This window comes from Peribacillus sp. NPDC097198 (genome assembly GCF_044762055.1).
GTDB lineage: Bacteria > Bacillota > Bacilli > Bacillales > DSM-1321 > Peribacillus.
Genome location: NZ_JBIWDO010000018.1, coordinates 21,937 through 44,255, shown reverse-complemented (window position 1 = coordinate 44,255; position 22,319 = coordinate 21,937). Strand labels below are relative to the sequence as shown.

19 protein-coding genes and 2 tRNA genes are annotated in these 22,319 nt (G+C 41.3%); 2 read left to right on the top strand and 19 right to left on the bottom strand.

Going from position 1 to position 22,319, the window contains the following annotated elements:
- Window positions 1-115 precede the first annotated feature (115 nt).
- The 6 genes from ftsH to spoIIE form a co-directional block, all read right to left on the bottom strand.
- A complete protein-coding gene (ftsH, locus tag ACIQXQ_RS19775) occupies window positions 116-2,173 on the bottom strand; it encodes an ATP-dependent zinc metalloprotease FtsH (protein WP_402959610.1) in 2,058 nt (685 codons plus the stop codon).
- 117 nt (window positions 2,174-2,290) lie between these two features.
- On the bottom strand, window positions 2,291-2,830 hold the full coding sequence (gene hpt, locus ACIQXQ_RS19770) for a hypoxanthine phosphoribosyltransferase (protein WP_402875962.1): 540 nt from the start codon (window positions 2,828-2,830) through the stop codon (window positions 2,291-2,293).
- Window positions 2,831-2,861: 31 nt separating this feature from the next.
- Window positions 2,862-4,256, bottom strand: a complete 1,395-nt coding sequence (gene tilS / locus ACIQXQ_RS19765) for a tRNA lysidine(34) synthetase TilS (protein ID WP_402959608.1) — start codon at window positions 4,254-4,256, stop codon at window positions 2,862-2,864.
- Window positions 4,257-4,349: 93 nt separating this feature from the next.
- On the bottom strand, window positions 4,350-5,318 hold the full coding sequence (locus ACIQXQ_RS19760; protein WP_402959606.1) for a protein kinase domain-containing protein: 969 nt from the start codon (window positions 5,316-5,318) through the stop codon (window positions 4,350-4,352).
- A complete protein-coding gene (locus tag ACIQXQ_RS19755) occupies window positions 5,284-6,021 on the bottom strand; it encodes a VWA domain-containing protein (RefSeq protein ID WP_402875934.1) in 738 nt (245 codons plus the stop codon). The genes ACIQXQ_RS19760 and ACIQXQ_RS19755 overlap by 35 nt, the downstream gene beginning before the upstream one ends.
- A gap of 204 nt (window positions 6,022-6,225) precedes the next feature.
- Window positions 6,226-8,700 (bottom strand): stage II sporulation protein E, encoded by a 2,475-nt coding sequence (spoIIE, locus tag ACIQXQ_RS19750; RefSeq protein ID WP_402875932.1) that lies wholly within the window; start codon window positions 8,698-8,700, stop codon window positions 6,226-6,228.
- Window positions 8,701-9,027: 327 nt separating this feature from the next.
- Here spoIIE and ACIQXQ_RS19745 point away from each other — a divergent pair.
- Window positions 9,028-9,101: transfer RNA gene (locus ACIQXQ_RS19745), tRNA-Met, on the top strand.
- Between the two features lie 16 nt (window positions 9,102-9,117).
- Window positions 9,118-9,189 (top strand) — tRNA-Glu (locus ACIQXQ_RS19740).
- A 224-nt stretch (window positions 9,190-9,413) separates the two neighbouring features.
- Here the strand turns inward: ACIQXQ_RS19740 and ACIQXQ_RS19735 are convergent.
- The 13 genes from ACIQXQ_RS19735 to ACIQXQ_RS19675 all read right to left on the bottom strand — a co-directional run bounded on the left by ACIQXQ_RS19735 (window position 9,414) and on the right by ACIQXQ_RS19675 (window position 22,317).
- Window positions 9,414-9,872, bottom strand: a complete 459-nt coding sequence (locus tag ACIQXQ_RS19735; RefSeq protein WP_402875930.1) for a S1 domain-containing RNA-binding protein — start codon at window positions 9,870-9,872, stop codon at window positions 9,414-9,416.
- Window positions 9,873-9,951: 79 nt separating this feature from the next.
- A complete protein-coding gene (locus ACIQXQ_RS19730) occupies window positions 9,952-10,338 on the bottom strand; it encodes an FtsB family cell division protein (protein ID WP_402875928.1) in 387 nt (128 codons plus the stop codon).
- 14 nt (window positions 10,339-10,352) lie between these two features.
- Entirely contained in the window at window positions 10,353-10,985 is a 633-nt protein-coding gene (gene yabQ / locus ACIQXQ_RS19725; protein ID WP_402959604.1) for a spore cortex biosynthesis protein YabQ, read from the bottom strand.
- Window positions 10,982-11,290: a sporulation protein YabP gene (gene yabP, locus ACIQXQ_RS19720; protein ID WP_402875924.1), complete on the bottom strand. Its 309-nt coding sequence runs from the start codon at window positions 11,288-11,290 to the stop codon at window positions 10,982-10,984. Before yabP ends, yabQ begins: the two co-directional genes overlap by 4 nt.
- Window positions 11,291-11,363: 73 nt before the next feature.
- Window positions 11,364-11,627 carry an RNA-binding S4 domain-containing protein gene (locus ACIQXQ_RS19715; RefSeq protein ID WP_402875960.1) on the bottom strand — a complete coding sequence of 88 codons (264 nt, stop codon included), beginning with the start codon at window positions 11,625-11,627 and terminating at the stop codon, window positions 11,364-11,366.
- A 25-nt stretch (window positions 11,628-11,652) separates the two neighbouring features.
- Window positions 11,653-13,131 carry a bifunctional methyltransferase/pyrophosphohydrolase YabN gene (yabN, locus tag ACIQXQ_RS19710; RefSeq protein ID WP_402959602.1) on the bottom strand — a complete coding sequence of 493 codons (1,479 nt, stop codon included), beginning with the start codon at window positions 13,129-13,131 and terminating at the stop codon, window positions 11,653-11,655.
- Window positions 13,118-14,749: a putative polysaccharide biosynthesis protein gene (locus ACIQXQ_RS19705; RefSeq protein WP_402875920.1), complete on the bottom strand. Its 1,632-nt coding sequence runs from the start codon at window positions 14,747-14,749 to the stop codon at window positions 13,118-13,120. The genes yabN and ACIQXQ_RS19705 overlap by 14 nt, the downstream gene beginning before the upstream one ends.
- A gap of 216 nt (window positions 14,750-14,965) precedes the next feature.
- The gene (gene spoVT / locus ACIQXQ_RS19700; RefSeq protein ID WP_402875918.1) at window positions 14,966-15,502 is read right to left on the bottom strand and encodes a stage V sporulation protein T; all 537 of its coding nucleotides are present in this window, start codon (window positions 15,500-15,502) and stop codon (window positions 14,966-14,968) included.
- 184 nt (window positions 15,503-15,686) lie between these two features.
- Complete coding sequence (gene mfd, locus ACIQXQ_RS19695) at window positions 15,687-19,223, bottom strand: transcription-repair coupling factor (protein ID WP_402875916.1); 3,537 nt, start codon at window positions 19,221-19,223, stop codon at window positions 15,687-15,689.
- Between the two features lie 151 nt (window positions 19,224-19,374).
- On the bottom strand, window positions 19,375-19,605 hold the full coding sequence (fin, locus tag ACIQXQ_RS19690; RefSeq protein ID WP_402875914.1) for an anti-sigma-F factor Fin: 231 nt from the start codon (window positions 19,603-19,605) through the stop codon (window positions 19,375-19,377).
- 107 nt (window positions 19,606-19,712) lie between these two features.
- Window positions 19,713-20,273 (bottom strand): aminoacyl-tRNA hydrolase, encoded by a 561-nt coding sequence (gene pth, locus ACIQXQ_RS19685; protein ID WP_402875912.1) that lies wholly within the window; start codon window positions 20,271-20,273, stop codon window positions 19,713-19,715.
- A gap of 245 nt (window positions 20,274-20,518) precedes the next feature.
- Window positions 20,519-21,157 (bottom strand): 50S ribosomal protein L25/general stress protein Ctc, encoded by a 639-nt coding sequence (locus ACIQXQ_RS19680; protein ID WP_402875909.1) that lies wholly within the window; start codon window positions 21,155-21,157, stop codon window positions 20,519-20,521.
- Between the two features lie 206 nt (window positions 21,158-21,363).
- Window positions 21,364-22,317, bottom strand: coding sequence for a ribose-phosphate diphosphokinase (locus tag ACIQXQ_RS19675; RefSeq protein ID WP_402875907.1), 954 nt, complete (start codon window positions 22,315-22,317; stop codon window positions 21,364-21,366).
- Between the last annotated feature and the right edge of the window lie 2 nt (window positions 22,318-22,319).

Sequence of the window (22,319 nt, the reverse complement as noted above, 5' to 3'; positions counted from 1 at the left end):
CGCTTCTCAAAAGGTAAAAATATGCCAGCTGAAAATTTTGTAGGCTTTCTCATATTTATAGTGTAAAGAAAAGGGTATTTCCGAGGAGGAAATACCCTTTTGATTTCAAGTCAACTTACAACTTTTTATTGTCATCTTCTTTTGGGAAAGAAAGTGGCTTATCTTGAGGTGTACCTTCTTCAATCGGAGGTGTATTCAATCCTTCCTCCGTTATCTCAAGGTCCTCAGGTTCTCTTTTATCCAATGGATCTAAAAGAGCCTCTTTTTCCTTTTTCGTATTGATGTTAACTTTTACGTTTTCATCAGTAGTCAAATTCCCATTAAGAGCTGTATAATCCCGTTCTGGTAATTTACCATCTTGGAAAAGCCCTTTGATTTGTTCTGCATCCAGCGTTTCCACTTCTAGCAGGGTCTTGGCAACCAAATCAAGTTTTTCACGATTTTCAGTAAGGATTTTCTTACATCTTTCGTAAGCTTCTCTAATGATGCGTTGTATTTCCAAATCAATCTCATAAGCGATTGCATCGGAATAGTTTTGGTCATTATTGAAGTCGCGGCCCAAGAACACCTGTCCTTGTGAATTTCCAAACTGAAGAGGTCCAAGTTTACTCATTCCATATTCCATAACCATACTACGGGCAATGCCTGTCGCACGTTGGAAGTCATTATGAGCACCCGTACTCACTTCACCAAAAGTAACTTCTTCGGCTACCCTACCACCTAAAAGACCAACGATCTTATCTTTTAGTTCAGGCTCGGTCATGAAGAAACGGTCTTCTTTCGGAAGCATGACGGCATATCCACCAGCTTGACCACGAGGGACAATCGTAACTTTATGAACCACTTCTGCATCATCGAGGACCAGACCGATAATTGTATGACCCGCTTCATGCCAGGCAACAATATTCCGTTCTTTTTTCGATATCACGCGATTTTTCTTTGCAGGACCTGCAATTACCCGATCCGACGCTTCATCCAAATCGGACATATCGATTTTTTTCTTATCTTGACGGGCTGCAACAAGAGCCGCCTCATTCAGTAAGTTTTCAAGATCGGCACCCGAGAATCCAGGTGTACGTTGAGCGATTGCTTTTAAATCCACGCTTTCTGCCAAAGGCTTGTTACGAGCATGAACTTTCAATACTTCTTCACGACCTTTTACATCTGGGCGCCCAACTGTAATTTGACGGTCGAAGCGGCCAGGTCGTAGCAATGCTGGATCCAATACATCTGCACGGTTTGTTGCGGCGATGATGATAATGCCTTCATTTCCACCGAAACCGTCCATTTCAACAAGCAATTGGTTCAACGTTTGTTCACGTTCATCATGACCGCCGCCAAGGCCTGCGCCCCTTTGACGACCTACTGCATCGATTTCATCAATGAAGATGATACATGGTGCGTTTTTCTTTGCATTTTCAAATAAGTCACGAACACGAGATGCACCGACACCAACGAACATTTCTACGAAATCAGATCCACTGATTGAGAAGAAAGGCGTGCCTGCTTCACCAGCTACCGCTCGTGCAAGTAAGGTTTTACCTGTACCTGGAGGACCCACCAATAGGACCCCTTTAGGAATACGGGCACCAAGCTCAGCAAATTTGCGAGGGTCTTTTAAGAATTCCACGACCTCTACAAGCTCTTGCTTTTCTTCGTCTGCCCCGGCAACATCATTGAAACGAACTTTCTTCTTATCATCGTTATACAGCTTCGCCTTACTTTTCCCGAAGTTCATCACTCGGCCGCCACCGCCGCCTTGTGCTTGGTTAAGTAAAAAGAAGAATAGTATGAAAATGATTACAAATGGAATGATCGAAGTAAAGAATGTAACCCAGCCACTTGTTTGTTTTGGAGGTAAAACATCAACAATTTCAGTACCTTGTTTTTCTACAGCTTCGCCAATGCGACTCTGTGCATACTCACTAAATGGAACGTATGCAACAAAATACTTGTTTTCATCATATTCCTTCAGCTTCCCTGTAATTTCAAAAACACTGCCTTCGGGTTGCATCGTTAATGACTTGACGTCCCCACTCTCCAAATGCTTATAGAATTGATCTTGGGTCAATTTTTCCTGAGGTTCATTGTTATTGTTAAAGATGCTCACAATCCCAATGATGACTAAAAATATCAGTAAATAAAATATGGTATTACGGAAGATCCGATTCATCCCTTACCTCCTCCCACGGGTAAACAAACTATAGTAAATATTATCATACAAAATTAATGAATTACAATAATTTAACACCGCTGTTTTTATCTGGCCATCTCTTTTAACTGAATACTATTATTTCGTGTAAATCTCAGGTTTCAATATACCGATGTATGGGAGATTACGATATCTTTCCGCATAATCCAGGCCATATCCTACAACAAATGCATCAGGGACGATAAATCCAACGTAATCCGGAGTAATGTCAGCCTTCCTGCCTGTTGGTTTGTCTAACAATGTAACGATTTTAATGGATTTTGCTTTGCGGTAGCGGAAGAGCTCTGCAAGATAGCTTAGAGTTAAACCACTGTCGATGATATCCTCAATGATTAGTACGTCACGGCCTTCTACTGATGTATCAAGGTCTTTGATGATTTTCACTTCACCAGATGATACAGTGGAGTTTCCATAGCTCGAAACATCCATGAAGTCCATTTCAAGGTGTGTATCAACACGTTTCAATAAATCTGACATAAATGGCATAGCGCCTTTTAAAACACCGATAGCCAGTGGGAACTTATCTTTGTAATCAGCCTCAAGCTGTGCTCCCACTTCTCTGATTTTCTGTTGAAGTTCTTCCTCAGATATTAACACTTTTTCAATGTCATTTTGCATGGTCATTGTAATTAATTGCCCCCCAAGAAGATTAAGCTTTATTATATTCTAAGTAGATTAAAGATGATTCATCAGAAACCTGGTCCGCCTCAACATCCGATTTCTTTAAACCGGGAAGCCAAATGACCATCCCTGCTTGATCGATGATAATCGGCCATGCATTTCTTTCTAGCATCGGGACTTTCTCATTGATAAAAATCCCCTTCAACTTTTTCGTTCCACCCAATCCCTTAACATCCATTCTATCGCCTTCCTGCCTTGTGCGGGCAATCAATGGGAGTCGAACAGCCGATTCAGGGAGTATAAAAGAATCATTTCCTTTACTATAGGGAATTTCATCTTTTATATAGTGTGCTTTAATTTTATATCCATTCGGAAGAATAGTCTCACCGGGAATTTGTACTATAATAGAATATTCTTGGCTTTCTTGGCGAAAAAAACTAAAGATGCATGTTTGATAGGATTTTTCTACAATAAGGCCTTCCGGGAGATGCAGTTCTGCTGAAGGTTGAGGATTTAAAAACAAAGCTAAAAGTTGATCGATATGTAATGCCGAAAGCGATGAAGGTCTCTTCAAATAAAGATAGTTTAATATTAGTTGAATAGATCTTCTTTGTAAAGGTTTAGGCATCGCAAGTACCTTATCTATCCGAATTACAGAATGTTTCCTATCCTGTTGAACCCATATCTCGGACATTTCTTTCCTGACCAGATCCTGTAAGAACTTCTCATCTTCCATTACCTCTTCACTAAAGCGCTGGAAGTGTTCATGAACAAGCCTATTTTCTTTCTTTAGGAACGGAAGGACTTCGTGCCTGAAACGATTTCTCAGGTAATCATTCTTTTCATTACTTGGGTCGTATCTAGGCTCAAGATGATGAATGGTTGCGTATTCGATGATTTCATCCTTGGTAACTTCCAAAAAAGGCCTGATTAGCTGACCGCCATGGAAAGGTCTTTTCAGGGAGATTCCTGCTCTCGCTTGACCTGTCGCCCCTCGAGTCAAACGCATGAGAATCGTTTCGACTTGATCATCGCCATGGTGTCCCAAAACGAGCGTATCTGCCTGATGTTTATCCATCATTTCTTCAAAAAAAGCAAAACGCAGCATTCTTGATGACAATTGAGAACTCTGACCGGTTTTTTCAATATATGCTGGCACATCAATCCTTTTGCCTTCAAAAACAATATCCCACTGTTCGCACATTTGTTTGACATACTGATAATCGGCAAGGGATTCGTCGCCCCGAAACATATGGTCAACACTCGCAACAATGAGCTCATAATGAAAAATAGGTTGGGCTTCCTTAAGGAAATGTAAAAGTGCCAATGAGTCAGGCCCTCCAGATACACCTACGAGCAATTTCGAACCTTCCTGAATCAAGTGGTTCCTATGAATGGTCTTTAGAACTTTTTCCTTTAACATGGGATCTTCCTTCTTTATGTACAGGTATTAGTTTCTACGTTTAAAAAGTGTAATGGGTTTCAAATATTCCACCTCTACACTTTATTAACTATATCATAACAACTGTTCATATATGTAAAGAACATAGATTATCGAGATGACGGCCACCACTAAAAAAGTCTCTACAAATCCCCCCTTCTTTTTCTTCGGCTGCCTCTGGCTTCTTCTTGCTTGTCTCGTAGTAGCTTGACTCGACGTCTTTTTCTTTGAATGCTTCTGGTCACTAAGTAAGACAACTAGGTCCTCACGCATCCGTAAGGCGGAGTCATACTTCCCGAGAAGCGCTTTATCCAGCATCTTTCTATATGGTTGCAATTCCTTTTTCTGTTTAATCACGTCTGTTAGTTGACTATACCCTTCCCCTTTTTTCTGAAAACGCGCTGGATAGGCCGAATTGATGATAATCATGGCAACAGCGAACAAATCATATTGTAGGTCAGCCTTTCTTGACCCCAACCCCCAGTATCCCCTATCGAAGAATTCGGTGAATTCCTTCACCGATCTCCCAATCAAGGTCGTTCCGCCGACATCTACACATCGCACTTTATAGTCCTGGGAAGTCACGATCAAATTCTCTGGCTTTAGATCGCCAAAGACCCACCCATTTGCATGCAAGGCAGATAAACTAGTCAATAATTGAAGGGCCAAGACCCCAATCCACGAGAACCCTTTCTTCTCAATGAAATACAAGAAATCATGACCGTGAATATACTCCATTACATAAAACGGGAGTTGCTTTCCTTTGGTCATAAAATCATCCGCTTCCAAAAATGAAGGTCCAAGGGTAGACCCCTGGACCTTGGAAAAGGATTTTAGAATATTCATCTCTGAAATGATCGATGTCCCATTATCACTGAGCTTCAGAGCATAATGACGGTTTTTGCTCTCTACTAGATAAACAAATCCGTTAGCACCGCAGCCCAACTCCTTGATAATTGTGTAATGGTTCTTATTCCACTTTCCAGTAATGATACTTCCAGGGGGGAGCTTACATAGATTCCTCAAAGTATTGTTCATCATCATTCGATAACAATCCCCTCAACGAACGTTTTTTATTGAAATAAGAAAGTGCTTCCCGTATTGCTGGTCCTGTTGGTGTGAGCCCTCCCGTACTAAGCTTGGAAAATATTTTCGTCAACGCTTCCAAGTTCGGCGTCCAATCAAGCAGTTTTTCCACATCATTCCTTTTCCCGGGAAATGCAAAGACGGAAAACCGGCTATCGCCCATTCTTGCATTCATACTGAGGGAAAGGTCTAACAAGGAATCCTTCACGGTCGGAAGCTTATGTTTCATACTCGCACTTGTATCGACAAGGATTAGCACCTCAAGCTCGCTCGTTTCTCCTAGCTCGTCGACCACCTCCATCACTTCTCCTCTTTTATCTGGCGGGAGATCTTCCATCGTTCTAGAGTCACCTAATATTTGTTGAAGTTCACGATTAATAACTCCTTGTATAGTTTGCGTCATGGCTTTTTGAGTCACCATCTGAACGGTTTGTGATAATTGTTGAGCATAAACGATTTGGCTGACACCGCCCCCGGCACCCGCAATTTTCTCGATCTCTTTCAGGCCCTTTTCATCTATTACATCGTTTTCCAATACTCCTATGACATTGATGGTGACGCCCTGCTCCCTTGCTAGTGCAGCTACTGAAGCAGGCTCCTCACCATGATTCGAGCAGCCGTCCGTTATAAGCAAAACCTGTCTTAATGTACCTGCTTTCATGTTTGGCTCTCCCTTCCTTTCAATCTGTTACCATACTTGACTAAAAGGGAGGAATTTATACAATAAAATACATAGGCAACCAGTCAACATTCTATGACTGGTTGCCTATGTAAATCTTAGTTCCTGCGAACTTGTTATATCGGGTGAAAAGGTACCAACTTGGCACATTGATTCCTCCTTATGGTTTTTATAGGCACTCCTCCTCTATTGGGCTTTTTTTCGTTTGGCCGAAACGGGAATCGAAGCCCATTTCGGTGTATTATGCTTGATTTTCGAAGTGACCACTGTCATGTCGTCATCTATGACTCCTTTTGTCCGTATGACTTCTTCTAGGATTAGATCAGATATTTCCTGCGGGTCGTCCGTTTCCATTTCCTTGATTTTCCGTTTAAGCCAAAACTCAATGTTTTCCACATGAGATGGGCCATCGAACACTCCATCACTCATCATGATCAATATATCGCCATCCCTCAGTTCCTCGGATACGACATCTACATCAACTTCTTGAATAATGCCCATTGGCAGGTTACTGGATTCTATTTTAATGATTTTATCCCCCCTCTTAATAAAGCTTGGTATGGAACAGATTTTTAAAAATCTAGCCTTTGCATCTTGAAGGTCAATCATTACTAGGTCAAGAGTAGAAAATATTTCATCAGTCGTTCGCAGAGATAATACGGAGTTTACAGATTTTATGGCTATCTTTTCTTCTATTCCGGATTGTAAAAATTTCTGAAGTAACTTCAATGTTTCCGTGCTTTCATAATGAGCCCTCTCCCCATTGCCCATCCCGTCGCTTATGGCAATCGCATATTTCCCGGCGCCAATTTCCATTGTCGTATAACTATCCCCTGATACAAGTCCTCCTCCCTTTGCAGCATGTGCTACACCCGTTTCAACCGTGAATTTTTTTGCCGACCTGAATATCACCTCACATTGCCCTTGTGGATACTTGGCACATTCCTCAGAATGAACAACAATCGTTTCCCCTAAAATATCGGAAAGCATAGGAGCAATCAATTTCTCGCATTCCCCCCTTCCTTGACAGTAAGGGACGCTCATTTCTATATCGACACCTCCCTGTTCAAGGCTGTAAATCTCCACATACCCAATATTTAGACCAAAATCCTGAATGGCCTCCATTATAGATTCCTCATGTAGATGATGATTTTTCCTTTCCCTTTGAATTTCCTTGGCGAAGTCCTCCATTACGGCTGATACACCCCGTAACTGATCAGCTACTAGTCTCCTACTCTCTTTCACCTGCCTTTTCAGTTTTTGATTGGCTTCGTAATAATTAAGTTCCTGGGCTATCGCCCCTACGACCTGCGGACCTCTCGTACAGTACTTATCCCACTCCTTTGACGTTTTTTGGGGAAGCTGTCCATCATTTTCACTCAATTGAATCATAATTTCCTGCATTCCATCATAGGTTGTATTAAAGTTCTTGGCCCAGCATTGATCCTTCTTAAAACAGATCTGACAGGTCTTTTCAGTAACATTGCTTAAAAAGTAATCAAACTCTTTTTCATCCTCCTCCACTCTTCCTCTTTCATCGACTTGTGAGAAACTATTGGAAAGCGCCTCGAATACATGTGAGAACTGTTCTACCCTTTGGGCGGTCACGTCCCTCACTTTCCGGGCATACTGCTGCTGTTCATCTGAATTTTCAGCGGTTCCGGGTATATGCTTGGCAATTTTATTTATGATGGATGACGGTGTTAATACGAATAATAAGACGGCAATAAGCGATTCATATAGTGTGACCATGATATTGTTGGTTCCTTCTCCGTACAGGCCTATTAATAGCGTTGCAATTAATAGGCCTGCGGCAACGCCGACCTTTCTTCCCTCCTTCAGTAATCCCCCAAGCAAGCCCGAAAAGGCAAGGAGGCTCATTTGATAGAGACTCGCGATGCTTGCCAGGCTAAATATTAAACCGGTGACGACGCCGACAGTGGAGCCTATGGCGGCCCCTCCTGCCAGCCCGAATAGGAGGACCAGATATCGTGAAAATATATGGTCGAGAGATAAATCATAAATCATCCAGCCTATTGTCCCGGTCATCACTGATGCAAGCAGGATGATTATACTGACGATTTCCTCCGTCCTTAATGATTGCGATTTTTTACGTATGGATAGCAGCGGGATGGACTGTATGAATATTAGGGTAAGAATCATTGCGAGTCCCGCCTCCACCCCGATCATCATCATGTCGTATAGCTGAATCGTTCGGAAGACCAGATATTGCTGGGCCAGGTTGACCAGGAAGAGTGAAGCGAACACATACATCGACATCGTCTTGAACTGTCCTTCAACTCCCGGTCTCTTAATCTTATTAAAAAGAAGGAGCAGGAACGCGGATGCAAAGATCACTAAACTATTGGAGTAATGAATGGTCAGCCCCCCTGCGATTAAACCGAATAGTGCAAGTGGCGCTCGATCACGACGCATGAGAAACACAGCAGCGAAAAACGGAAGGGCAAATGGTGATAATTGTGAAAGAATCAAGGCTCGTCCTAATAAAAAACCGATAATGGCTAATGAAATTCCCTTCTTTATAAATATGTCATCCGTTTTTGCCTGAAGCGTCTGAATCCAATTGATCGCCCCATCCTTCGCTTCCTTTAACTGAACATCTCCAAGCGGTTCCATCATAGGTCTTTCGATTTTCTCCATTTCAACACCCCATTCGTATTATTGATTTTTATTATATAGAGGACATCTCTATTTTTTTGTCATAATTTTATAAGTCATACTAAAAAACGTTCGACGAAATTCTTCTTGAACGTTCATTTGTATACAGGTTTTTAAACGCTTTTCTTAAATAGAGGAACAGGCGTTCTTTTATTTCTGAAGAAAAGCAAAGTTTTTAGGTTATTTTTGTGGAAAATGCCCTGAATATTTAAGTTAAATTTGGAAAGTGACATTTTTTCTTTTTTCTGTTGACAATCCTCTAGCACGACTGTAAGATATAACTTGTGCTTCAGTAGCACTTATCATTATGGCGGCGTAGCTCAGCTGGCTAGAGCGTACGGTTCATACCCGTGAGGTCGGGGGTTCGATCCCCTCTGCCGCTATCTTTTTACTAATTCTGGCCCGTTGGTCAAGCGGTTAAGACACCGCCCTTTCACGGCGGTAACACGGGTTCGATTCCCGTACGGGTCATCCCATAAAAAAAAGCGCCTCGGTTCCCTCTTCATTAGGAGAGTAAACCGAGGCGCTTTTTAGTTGGCATAAGTCTTTTTGCCATAGCTAAGATCAGTTTTTTGAACCTATCACTATATTAAAAGAAGGCAAGCCTAGTAGGCTTGCCTTTATCCATGATCTATATTTGTATTCATACTATGAATTATTAACAGAAACGTTGCTAATCCATTTCAGCAGCAAGTTTATCCGCGTCTTCCTCCGCGCCCTCCACGCTTTGTTTCGGTGCTTCGCTTGAGTGTCGTTAAGCGGTCTTCGCTATCCTTTAAGAATTTAGCCATTTTTTGCTCAAAGTTTTCCTTAGGTTGAAAACCATTCCCTTTAGAACGAGAGTCTTTCGAACGATTATCATTCCCTCTTCCCTGGCGCGGACGTGGTGTATACGCAGGTTTTCTCTCTCCCTCAGGTCGGTCTATTGCTTTTTTTATGGATAAGCCAATTTTACCGTCCTTTTCCACATTGATGACTTTCACTTCAACTATGTCCCCAACCTTCAAATGGTCATTAATATCTTTGACATAATTATCCGCTACTTCACTGATATGGACAAGACCCGTAGAACCCTCGGCTAACTCTACAAATGCACCAAAATTAGTAATGCCCGTTACTTTTCCTTGTAACTTGCTGCCTACTTCGATTGACATAAAAAAAATGTTCCTCCTTAGAAATGTTAAAAAATCTCTTCACTTATATTATAGCTAAAGTAAAAAAATAGTGTCAATATTAGTCGCTATCTTCCTTCGCCTTTGGAAGGTTGAAGATGACTTCACCCTTATCTGATAGGAAGTAATCCCTTCTCGCGATCTTTGCGATGTACTCCTCATCATTCAGTTTTACGATCTCTTCTTTAAGAAGTGACTCTTTCTTTTCCATTTTCGCTAACTTTCCTTCTAGTTCTTCCTTTTGCTGTACTTTTTCATCTAAGGCAATATTCTGCGTAACGAGAGTGGACACAGCCACAATCAAAAAGATAGCAGCGAAAACGGAATATAGCGTTAGTCGGCGGACTAAACCACGTTTCTTTTTTTTGACTGTTTGTACCTTTTTCTCTTGTTGAGCGACATAAGGATTTTCGATTTTTGCTACATTCCTTTTCTTGAGGCTGCTCATAGTCCTATCACTCCTCATTTTCTTCTTTTTCTCCATTTATGGATTGTCTCACTAATAGAATTCTTCATTTTCAATAAAATCCCTTTGCCTTTATTATAAAACTTCTCGCCATTTTTTGTAACAAAAACCGGAAATAAATTCCACATTTTTAAAAATATCCATTTTAGAGGCTTCCAGAATATATTTAATACAAAGAGAATCACTTTACCTATCCCTTTTAAAAGCGTTCCGACACCCTTGCCTATCCCCATGATGAATACAAACATGGTCATGATGATCCATTTAATTGGCTCAAATAGTACCAGGCGGACCAGTTCTGTTAGAAATCTAAACAGCTTGACCACCAAAGAAATGACAAATGACAATAATCGAAGATACAAATCTTTAAAAAGAGCTTGGTAGGCAGAAAATCCGCATAATAAGGCCAAAAATAAATAGAGGCGTAGCTCACCCTCATTCACTAAAAACAGGACATAAAAAATGACTAGGCCTTGAATGATCCAGAAAAGAAAGTCATGGAGGAAAACAATCCACTTATTCCTCTCTGAACGCTTCAAGAAATGGTTATACGTATCTAGGGCAGCACCAAACAAACTGCCCATTCCAATCATCGCAAGCAACGTATAAAATTGAATCGTCAGGGTCATTTGAACAATTTGCCAAAGAAGCCTTTAGCTTTCTCCCCAGATTGTTCATCTAAGTATACGAGGTCAAATACCTTCCCCTTGATTGAAACAATCCCTTTATCCACATCTAGATTCTTCATTTGTAAATTTTGTCCACGAATAGATAAGAAGCCCATGGATGTTTCAAGCAGAAACTCTTCGTTATCGAAACTTTCCACTTGTTTCACCCCGGTAATATCCAATAAACGACGGCCCTTCATCGTGACATCATGTTCCTGAATCGTTCCTTTTGTATAACCAGCATTTGGATCAATATATTGGCTCATTTCCATCCCTCACAATACCATTGATTTTGTACAAGTGTATGTGCAGATGGGATGAATTAGAACAAGCCTGTCCCTACTCTTCTGCCAGCTTTTCTTCCTTAATGATTGAAAACATCTCGGCGGCTGCTTCTTTCTTCGTCGTTTCCTGGATTTTCTCTACGCGGACGGTAACCAACTTTTGACCAAAACGCACCGTTAATTCGTCACCCTCTTTTACATTTGAACTCGCCTTTGCCTGTTGCCCATTGATGGTGATACGACCTTTATCCGCAACTTCTTTCGCAAGGGTCCTTCGCTTGATTAATCTTGATACCTTAAGGAATTTATCTAATCTCATTGGCATGTTTACATCCCCTTATAATTTAAAGTCCTTTTGCTTTGGCTTCATTCCAATAGGAATCCAATTCCTCCAGTGTATAATCAGAGAAATTCTTTTCCTCCTTTTTGATACATTCTTCTATATATGTAAACCGTTTATAAAACTTAAGATTTGCCTTATGGACAGCTTCTTCCGCTTGTATGTCATAATAGCGCGAAACATTGACAAGCGCAAAAAAGAGGTCGCCCAATTCGGACTTTATCCGATCTTTATTTGGGTTAGGATCCTTCATTTCGTCTTCAAATTCTTGCACTTCTTCTATAACCTTTTTCCATGCTTCGGAAACCTCTCCCCAGTCGAACCCGACCTTCGCTGCCCTTTTCTGATAATCCTCGGCACGAAGCAAGTTTGGCAGTGATTTCTCCACACCATCTAAAAGGGAGACATCCCTGTCTGCGTCTTGTCCGTTTTCTTCTTCTTTGATTTTCTGCCAGTTCACTAAAACGTCTTCCTCGCCACTCACTTCTACATCTCCGAACACATGAGGATGGCGCCGGACCATTTTAGCCGAAATCCCGCCAATTATATCATCTATAGTGAACATGCCTTCATCTTCACCAATTTGCGCGTGAAGCATCACTTGTAGCAGCACGTCCCCCAATTCCCCAATCATTCCATCATCATCTTCTTCATCGATTGAGTCTATCAGTTCATAAGCCTCTTCTATTAAATATTTTTTTAGGCTCTCATGTGTTTGTTTCTTATCCCACGGACATCCATCAGGTCCTCTAAGCTGCGCAATGATTTGACGAAGCTTGGAAAATTCCCGGTACTGCAAGGCCTCTTCTTTAACGGGCGGTACATAAACACTCGTTAGGTTGCTCAGTTCCATTTGCCGATCTAACTCATAAAGCGCACATTGGGTAACCTTTTCCTCGCTACTTCCTGCCGCTGTTACGATATACACTGTATAGTCATCAGGAAGCTTCTCCATCAGCGTCAATTTCACGTTAGAAGCACTGAAGGCATCGTATACCTGCCCGATGATCATGTGTTGCCGGATATGTAAGTCGTCCGGGGAAAGATCCGTTCCATCCAGAAGTTGAAATCCTTCAATCGGATCAATCTTCACGGCCTGGAATAGAGGATCAAGGAAGCTTTGACCACCTTCAAGCTTGATGGCAACTCCACGGTCCGGTCCTTTCTCCAGTAAGAGCTGGACCGTCTTCTCGGCAACCATCGGGTGGCCTGGTACAGCGTATAGAACAGGACCATTCATGGCTTCGCTTAATAACGTCTCTGATATTTCCTCGTATACAGCTTCGAACTGGTCATGTTTTTCATATACTGAATCAAAAGAAAGGAACTTAGTTCCTAGCGCCGTCAAATCCGTGATGACCGGGTGGTCCATTGTCCGGACGAAGCATTCCTTTGTTTGAGTCAGTTTCTTATAGATTCCATATGGGAGCTGGTCTAAATCGCCCGCACCAAGACCTATAATCGTTATCTCATTCGTCAACATTTTCAGTACCTCGATTCTTCTTTTTAATAAGCCGTTTAACTTTTAACCCTGCTGGTATCAAGGCAAGCTCCTCTTCCGTGAACAACCCAGTACGGATGATCATGAATAAGAAGATCACCGCTCCCATGCCCACTCCGCCTAATGCTTGGAATGTAGCAAGCATCCTACTTTCTTCAGGTGGCATCACCCAGCGGAATGCTTCATTGAATAGCAGGACTGCCAATCCCATGCAAGCCGTACTTCCTAAAATAATATACAGGTGCCTCTTTTCAAATAAAGGCTTTTTGATATGTACCTTTACTACTATATAAAACAAAATCGTCATGATAAAGAAAGCCAGAACGGTAGCACATGCCGCCCCTGCAATGTGATAGCGAGGGATAAGGGCAAGATCTAATAGCCACTTGCTCCCTACCCCGATTAGCGTGATGATTACCGGGGCTACCGAATGACCCAGACATTGTATCACCGCAGCTTTTGCCATGATTAGTGACGTAAATAATATCGATATGGAATAGATGGCTAAGGTGACTGTACCTTTTGAGTCTGTGAACAACATGTAATTGACCGGTCTCATCGTTGCCATCAAACCCACGGCGGCAGCCAATCCAATCGTTGCACTCACACGCAACACCAATCTAACCTTTCCTAGAATTTCTTGATCATTACGGTCCCGGACAAACCCGGAGATAACAGGGACAAGCGCCAATGCAAAAGAGTTCGCCACGACGGTCCCCAACTGAAGCAAAGGTTGTCCCCGGTCATAGACCCCTTTCCACCCTTTGGCTTCTCCTTCACCCATCCCGGACCCTCTCAATAGCGAGTAGAGGTGAAAGGAATCCACAAATTGAAACAGGATGAGTATAAGCCCGGTCACACAAAAGGCGAAACCTTGAAAGATTAAGCTCCTGGAAATACGAATGAAGTGGGGCCTCTTAACACCCATTGGCTTAAACAGCTTCCACTCCCGTCTCAAAAGCACGAAGGCAAACAACAGAACAAGCCCCGATATCCCTCCCGTAATCGAACCGAAGACCGCGCCCTTACCGACATCATACAGAGAATAGCCCATATGCACAAACAGTGTCGATAATACAAGGATGGTTACAACCCGGATACTTTGTTCAGCGACCTGGGAGCCAGCCGTTGGAATCATATCATTTTTCCCTTGAAAGAATCCTCTTAAAACGGATGAAAACGGCATGAGTAAATAGGAAAATGCTATGATTTTCAAAAGCCCTGATAACTCTGGGTCTCTCATGATCCCCGCAATCCAATCCGCTCCGAGAAATAGAGCCATGAATAACAATAAACCGATGGAACCTAAAACAACCAAAGCAGTCGACAGAATGTCTTTTATCGTGTAGTCATTTTCGGAAGAGCCCCGTTCTGCAATGAGTTTTGATATAACAACGGGAAAACCAAGCGTAGAGAGTGTCAAAGCCACTCCGTAAAAAGGATATACCTGTTGATAAATATAGAACCCGATATCCCCGGCGACATTTTGATATGGAATGCGATAGGCTGCACTCAAAATTTTCACGATAATGGCCGCAGCACTTAAAATCAAGGCTCCTCGAAAGATGTCCCTTGAAGTTTTATAAGGCTTTTCAGCCATTCTTTTTCCCCTTTTCACTTATATGTGGTTGTTATTATAGCACAATTTGTAGAAGTTATTTTACTTACAGGGTCCCCTCCTCTTAACACGATCCTCCAGCAAAAGCACGACTCCATTTATTCATGGGACTCCCTGTTATGATCTTTTTTTAAAAGAACAAAAAGGACAGCGATCGCTGCCCTTTACACATCCATATATATAATTGCATTTCCTGACTTACTGTTCCATTTGCCTTGCAAGGAAACTAGCTGCTGTTTCAACCGACTTCTGTTCAACTTCACCTAATGCGCCATCTTTAGAGAAAATCAGAACCGCACCTATCGGGTCACCACTGGCTATGATCGGAGCTGCTGCATAAGATTGAACTTCTTCATCATTTGAATCCACGAAGGAAATTTGTCCATTCGGTGATTCAAGGACAGGATTTCTTTCCTCCATGATTTTTTCTACCAAGTCACTGATGCTTTTATTTAAATAGTCCTTTTTAGACCCGCCCGCTACAGCAATGTAAGTATCACGATCACATATCATAACTGGATTTCCTAGGCTATCATATATTGCTTCTGCATATTCTCTTGCAAAATCACCTAGTTCACTAATAGGGGAGTATTTCTTTAGAATGACTTCTCCATCTCTGTCCACGAAGATTTCTAATGGGTCACCTTCACGGATGCGGAGAGTCCTTCGAATTTCTTTTGGGATGACAACTCTACCTAAATCATCAATTCGCCGAACGATACCAGTTGCTTTCATCTAATGTTGCCTCACTTTCATCTAATTGATTTGATATATCCTCTTTTGTAAAGCAAAAACATCACCAGCTATTGAACTTAGTATTTTTCTAATGGTAAGTTCTATACACTTTGAAAAAATATTTCTTTTTGATGTATTTTTTATAAGTGTGCCAGAAGGCTTCTTCAAGAGAACCATCTTCTCATTAATTTTTTGTCGCTTGTATTTCTTTTTTGACGAACTGGAGGCCTTTGGTCATCTCGAAAAGTATAGGTAACCACTTGGTTTGTTCTACACCTTTTATGTGCAGAACAAGTTTCATTCGATTACCGTCCATACCGAAGCCAACCATACGGCCGTATTTCGAGCCAAGCTCAAAGACCTTTTGACCGTCCACGATGCTGCTTACTTCTTCCCTAAGGAGGATGGTGATTTCCTGTTTAAGCTGTTTGATGCTCTCAATACCAGCCGTATTAGCAAACACCTTCATTTCAGCGATTAAAAATAGATAAGCAACCTCTTCCGGGTACTCGCCAAATCGATCGAGCATCTCCTCTTTTAATTCCTCAACTTCTTCTAGAGAAGCAACGCCTCTGAACCGTTTATACATTTCTATTTTCTGATGTCCGTCCATTATGTAGGCATCTGGGATGTATGCATCAATTTCAACATCAATTTCAAGTGTAGACTTTTCTTCGATTGGTTTATCCGAACGTTTTGCCTCAACAGCCTCTTGTAACATTTGAGAATATAAATCAAAACCAACTGAATCGATGAATCCATGCTGTTGAGCACCTAATATATTTCCTGCTCCCCTGATGGATAGATCCCGCATGGCAATTTTGAATCCTGATCCTAGTTCGGTGAATTCCTTAATAGATTGGAGACGTTTTTCGGCAACTTCAGTCAACACTTTATCTTTTCTATAAGTAAAGAATGCATAGGCCACCCGATTTGAACGTCCAACTCGTCCCCGTAGCTGATAAAGCTGGGAAAGGCCCATTCTATCTGCTTCATTAACGATGAGCGTATTAACATTGGGAATATCCACACCGGTCTCTATGATGGTTGTGCTTACTAAAACATCATATTCTCCCTCTAGAAAACCAAACATGACGGCTTCTAGCTCCTGCTCGGACATTTGTCCGTGAGCAAAGGTAACGCGGGCATCCGGTACTAACATGGAAATTTCTTCTGCTTTTCTTGCTATATCATCTACCCTATTATATAAAAAATAAACCTGTCCATCTCTCGCTAACTCACGTTCGATTGCTTCTTTGACTAAGCCTCCGTTATACTCCATTACATAGGTCTGGATTGGAAAACGATTTTCCGGAGGTGTCTCTATGACGGATAAATCACGAACACCCAGCATCGACATATGAAGAGTCCTTGGAATAGGCGTAGCAGTCAAAGTCAATACATCGACATTGGTTTTCAATCGTTTTATTTTTTCTTTGTGAGTTACACCGAAGCGTTGTTCCTCATCAATCACCAGCAAGCCTAAATCACGATATACCAAATCCTTAGATAGAATTCTGTGTGTGCCGACAACGATGTCCACTGTGCCAGCTTTTATTCCCTTTATCGTTTCCGTTTGCTGTTTTTTTGTACGGAAGCGACTCATTAGCCCTATGGATATTGGATACTCCTGGAATCTCTCCCTCAATGTTTCATAGTGCTGTTGAGCAAGAATCGTGGTCGGAACAAGGAAAGCGACCTGCTTACCATCCATGATTGCTTTAAAAGCGGCACGAATGGCCACCTCCGTTTTTCCATAACCCACATCACCACATAGCAAACGGTCCATCGGCCTTTCACGTTCCATATCCTTTTTAATCTCGGTAATGGATCGCAGTTGATCTTCCGTTTCATTATAGGCGAATGAAGTTTCGAATTGCCGCTGCATATCGCCGTCAGGGGAAAAGGCATAGCCTTTTGCTGCTTCTCGTTCTGCATAGAGTTTAATTAGATCATCTGCAATGTTCTCCACAGAAGACTGAACCTTACTTTTTACACGTTTCCATTCTGTTCCGCCTAACTTATAAAGCTTCGGTTCTTTACCTTCTGAACCAACATACTTTTGAACAAGGTTAATTTGATCAACAGGAACATATAATTTGTCATCCGCTTGGTACTTGATATGCAGATAGTCCTTATGTACCCCGTTTATCGTTAGCGTTTCAATTCCTAAGTATTTACCAATCCCGTGATTGACATGAACGACGTAATCACCGATTTTCAACTCGGAATAACTTTTGATCCGTTCCGCATTTGATAGTTTTTGCCTGCGAATCGACTTTTTTGTCTTCTTATTAAACAATTCAGTTTCCGTAATAATGCTGAATTTCTGCATTGGCAATTCAAAACCGCTATTAAGGCTGCCGCGTAATATCTGCACCTTTCCAGGAAGGATGCTGTTTGCATCCAGGAGTTCTGCCGCTTCGATATCATAATCTGCTAATATGGAATGGAGCTTTTTTACTCGTTCCTCATCTTGCCCAAGAATGATCACCGTAAAATTCCCTTTTTTCCAACGTTCCAGTTCTGCCTTGAATACATTCATCTGTCCATGGAAATTCTGCATTTGCTTACTGGAAAAATTAAGGATGTTTTGAGGGTTCGTATGCGGCACATGACGTAAAAACAAAGAAAGGTACACAAACGGCCGATTTGATTTTGCAATTAATTCATGCATTGGATGGGCCATTTGTATATCATGGATAATCTGCCCCCGACTTATAAGGTCTGTATACCATGTTGCCTCTTCCTTTTCCAAAGAATCATTAAGTTCTTGGATTCTACTGATTTCATCCAGGAACACCAATCCATTTACGGGAAGATAATCTATTAAACTAGCTGGTTTATCATATGCTAAACTTAGGTATTTGAAGATTTGATCAGGCTTATTACCGTCCTTAAGCTGCTCAAGTTCATAGCTGATGGTTTGGACCAATTGTTCTTTCGTTTTTTCATCTTTTACCTTTTTCAAGCTCTTACTTAATCCGCTTTCAAGTTTCGAAATAATGGATTCAATATGAATCGTTTCCAATAAAGCTTCGCTAACCGGGCCGATTGTTACGGTCTGAAGCTTTTTAATGGAGCGCTGATCTTCTGATGAGAACGTTCTAATAGAATCAATCTCCGTATCGAATAACTCAATCCGAATAGGGTCCGGGTCCGTTATCGGATAGATATCGATGATACCGCCCCGGATGCTGAATTCCCCAGGGGAAGACACCATTTCAGCCCGATTGTACCCCATAGCGATGAATTTACCCAATGTGGATTCCAGATTGATTTCTTCACCTAATTTAAAGGAAAGCTGATGCTTCTTCCAAACATCTTTCGGAGGAAGTATTCTGCGGACACCAGGAATCGGTGCAATGACAATTCCTTTCTTACCTTTTGCCCAGAAATTCAATGCTTCTACGCGTTGTGCCCGTAATTCAGGACTGGCCACACTCATGTCTGCAGCAATTAATTCATTGGCTGGATATATAAATAGCTCATCTTCCGGGATAAAACTCGATAAATCCTCCTGGAACTTTTGAGCTTGTAGTAAGTTATGGGTCACTACTAAGATTGATCTGTTCGTCTTCTCATATACAGATGCCAGCAGAAGTGATCTTGAAGAACCAGTCAAGCCAGATACCATTTGTTCTTTTAATCCTTCGTCTATGCCTGCTATTAACGAATGAACATCATCTTGTTTAGAGAACAAGTGTTGTAATCCATCCACAGTCTGTCCCTCCTCTCTTGATCATGCGTAAATCCTTTTGATTGTATTTACTCTCTCTATAACCGAATCAAACCTATTCTCTATTTTTCAATCCATATATACTAAAATGAACGGAAAAATGCTTTGGATTTTTGTCCAAAGCCCTCTCCCGCTAATGAATAATATAATCGCTTTCATAATATTCTGGGTTATTTTGCAGTGAATTATAACATTCTTCACATATTGCCTTCACATGCATATCCCCTTCGGAATCATAAACGATCATCTCTTGACGGTCTTCATCAGTAAGTTGATTAAACCCCAACTGCTCCGCGGTCAATGCGTCATGCTCAAGTGAACCTAATTTAGTTCCGCAATGCCGGCAACGATAATGGAGAGCCATATTCGATAACCCCCTATTTAATAATACCGTTAGTATGTACTAAAATAGGGGAGATTTATTCAGCGAAACAGAAAGAAATTTCTCCTTATCTTATATCTACTCTAACCTTATTGGTTATATTCGTTCATGACCTGAGTAAATGGTTTTTCTAGCCATGTTTCACAGGCGGCTGCACTTTTTTCGATTGTAGCCCCGACATGATCCCAATCTTCTTTAGAAAACCGGCCCAAGACATAATCAGGCACTGGAATACGACCGACTGGACGGCCAATCCCTATTCTAATTCGATTGAAGTCCTGGGTACCTAAATGGGCAATGGTTGATTTAATCCCATTATGTCCGCCTGCACTTCCTTTTTGACGAAGCCGTACTTTTCCGGGCGGTAAGTCAAGATCATCATAAATGATGATAACATCCGATACGTCCACTTTGAAAAATTGCATGACGGCCGATATGGATTCTCCCGACAAATTCATGTAGGTTAAAGGCTTAAGTAGTAAGACCTTCTCGCCCCGCACCATTCCCACACCATAAATGCCTTTATGCTTGGCTTGGTCAAGTGAAATGGACCAATTTTTAGCTAACTCATCTATCACTTCAAACCCGACATTATGCCGTGTTTTTTCATATTGCTTACCCGGGTTTCCTAACCCTACAAAGATTTTCATGATTCACACTCCGTCATTCCTGATATTTAGAGAGTTACGTTTGACCGAAGATTCTAAAAATCATAAGTGACCTTAGAAAAATAGTACCTTAATTTTAAGTATTTCCGCAAGCGACCGGAGAACTAATTAGAAATTATTTCTAATTAAAAGCAATAACTCCTTAACGAATGCAGAGAAGCAAAAAAAGACGCAACTCATAAAGAGCTACGCCTATTATACCATGATTAACTTCTATAATCCCGGCATCATGACTCTGGTGAAGGCTTAGTCTCCCTGCCTTCCTCATTTTCTGGGATTCCACCATCTTGCTGTTCACCTGTACTAATTTCCTCTTCTTGACGAGGTGGTAATACAGAAGCAATGACTTCTTCCCCACTGTTTTCAATTGTGACTTTTTGGTTTGATTGGACGTCAGATATGTAGATTGTTTCACCTACTTGAAGCTCTGTGACATCAACGTCGATTGATTCCGGGATATCATCAGGTCTAGCTGAAACAGTTACCTCATGTAGTGACTGCTGTAGGACGCCACCATCTTTAACCCCTTTGGATGTACCTACGAGATTGATGCGTACCTGTGCTTGTAGTTCTGCTTTCATGTCCACGATTAAGAAATCGGCATGAAATACATGGTTTTTCAACGGATCCTTCTGATAATCAGAAAGCATGACCTGATGTTTAGTTCCTTCTAAATCTAACGAAATAATTCCGTTACGACCCACTTCTTTTATTGTTTTTTGGAAATCCGCGTTGTTGACTGAAATGGCTGTGCTGCCATTTTTATTCCCATATACGACGGCCGGAATTTCTCCGCTTTCCCTTAAGTCCTTTAAATTAGAATGTTTAGTCCCCTTACGTTCTTTAGCTACTAATAGATTACTCATACATCCTCCGCCTTCCTGAATATAAAATATTACAGTTTCACTATATATTTAAATCTTCCCTTATCAGAGAAAGATTAAACATATATTGGCACGCTAGAAATACGACTCCAAGAAAGAATAAGGGGGAGTTAGGGAGAACTTTTTTAAAAACCAGAGAATAAAAAAATGGCGGACATAAGGCCCACCATGTTTTTTAAAACTGACTATCAATCGAACAATGTACTAACAGATTGTTCTTCATGCACACGAATGATCGCCTCAGCAATCAATGGAGCCACAGACAATTCAACAATTTTATCAATTTTCTTTTCTTCAGAAAGGACAATTGAGTTTGTGATGACTAATTCTTTGATTGATGAATTTTGAATGCGCTCAATAGCTGGACCTGAAAGGACCGGGTGAGTACAACATGCATACACTTCTTTAGCTCCATGCTCTACAAGGGCATTCGCTGCAAGTGTAATGGTTCCTGCTGTATCGATGATGTCATCAATCAGAATAGCTGTTTTTCCTTCTATGTTACCGATGATGTTCATTACTTCAGCCACATTTGGTCTTGGACGGCGTTTATCGATAATAGCAATCGGTGCTTTTAAACGATCCGCCATTTTACGGGCACGTGTCACACCACCATGGTCAGGAGAAACAATGACGATATCTTCAAGATTTTTTTCTTTGAAGAAGTCAGACAAGATTGGAACCGCTACTAGGTGATCAATTAAAATATCGAAGAAACCTTGAATTTGCGGTGCGTGAAGATCTAATGTAATAACTCGGTGTGCGCCAGCTGTTTCTAATAGATTTGCTACTAGCTTAGCTGTGATCGGCTCACGTGCGCGTGCTTTACGATCTTGGCGTGCATATCCATAATAAGGCATAACGATGTTAATCGTTTTTGCCGAAGCACGTTTTAAAGCATCAATCATGATTAAAAGTTCCATCAAGTTCTCATTTACAGGCTGGCTCGTTGATTGAATGACATAAACGTCACACCCACGAATACTTTCTTCTATGTTAATTTGAACTTCACCATCACTGAAACTCGTTACGGTACATTTTCCAAGTTCAACGCCAATTGTTGCGGCAATTTCTTGGGCTAAACCAAAGTTTGAATTCAAAGAGAATACTTTTAAATTAGGATCTAAATACTGATTTGACATGA

What these genes read in the sequence shown, in the direction of transcription:
- hpt (WP_402875962.1), bottom strand. Translation starts at nt 2,830, where the DNA reads ATGCAAAATGACATTGAAAAAGTGTTAATATCTGAGGAAGAACTTCAA.
- ACIQXQ_RS19705 (WP_402875920.1), bottom strand. Translation starts at nt 14,749, where the DNA reads ATGGCTGAAAAGCCTTATAAAACTTCAAGGGACATCTTTCGAGGAGCC.
- spoIIE (WP_402875932.1), bottom strand. Translation starts at nt 8,700, where the DNA reads ATGGAGAAAATCGAAAGACCTATGATGGAACCGCTTGGAGATGTTCAG.
- yabP (WP_402875924.1), bottom strand. Translation starts at nt 11,290, where the DNA reads ATGAGCCAATATATTGATCCAAATGCTGGTTATACAAAAGGAACGATT.
- pth (WP_402875912.1), bottom strand. Translation starts at nt 20,273, where the DNA reads ATGAAAATCTTTGTAGGGTTAGGAAACCCGGGTAAGCAATATGAAAAA.
- ACIQXQ_RS19680 (WP_402875909.1), bottom strand. Translation starts at nt 21,157, where the DNA reads ATGAGTAATCTATTAGTAGCTAAAGAACGTAAGGGGACTAAACATTCT.
- ACIQXQ_RS19675 (WP_402875907.1), bottom strand. Translation starts at nt 22,317, where the DNA reads ATGTCAAATCAGTATTTAGATCCTAATTTAAAAGTATTCTCTTTGAAT.
- ACIQXQ_RS19730 (WP_402875928.1), bottom strand. Translation starts at nt 10,338, where the DNA reads ATGAGCAGCCTCAAGAAAAGGAATGTAGCAAAAATCGAAAATCCTTAT.
- ACIQXQ_RS19755 (WP_402875934.1), bottom strand. Translation starts at nt 6,021, where the DNA reads ATGAAAGCAGGTACATTAAGACAGGTTTTGCTTATAACGGACGGCTGC.
- ftsH (WP_402959610.1), bottom strand. Translation starts at nt 2,173, where the DNA reads ATGAATCGGATCTTCCGTAATACCATATTTTATTTACTGATATTTTTA.
- yabN (WP_402959602.1), bottom strand. Translation starts at nt 13,131, where the DNA reads ATGTTGACGAATGAGATAACGATTATAGGTCTTGGTGCGGGCGATTTA.
- ACIQXQ_RS19735 (WP_402875930.1), bottom strand. Translation starts at nt 9,872, where the DNA reads ATGTCAATCGAAGTAGGCAGCAAGTTACAAGGAAAAGTAACGGGCATT.
- yabQ (WP_402959604.1), bottom strand. Translation starts at nt 10,985, where the DNA reads ATGACCCTGACGATTCAATTTTATACGTTGCTTGCGATGATTGGAATG.
- spoVT (WP_402875918.1), bottom strand. Translation starts at nt 15,502, where the DNA reads ATGAAAGCAACTGGTATCGTTCGGCGAATTGATGATTTAGGTAGAGTT.
- fin (WP_402875914.1), bottom strand. Translation starts at nt 19,605, where the DNA reads ATGGCTCTCCATTATCGTTGCCGGCATTGCGGAACTAAATTAGGTTCA.
- tilS (WP_402959608.1), bottom strand. Translation starts at nt 4,256, where the DNA reads ATGTTAAAGGAAAAAGTTCTAAAGACCATTCATAGGAACCACTTGATT.
- ACIQXQ_RS19760 (WP_402959606.1), bottom strand. Translation starts at nt 5,318, where the DNA reads ATGATGATGAACAATACTTTGAGGAATCTATGTAAGCTCCCCCCTGGA.
- ACIQXQ_RS19715 (WP_402875960.1), bottom strand. Translation starts at nt 11,627, where the DNA reads ATGAGATTAGATAAATTCCTTAAGGTATCAAGATTAATCAAGCGAAGG.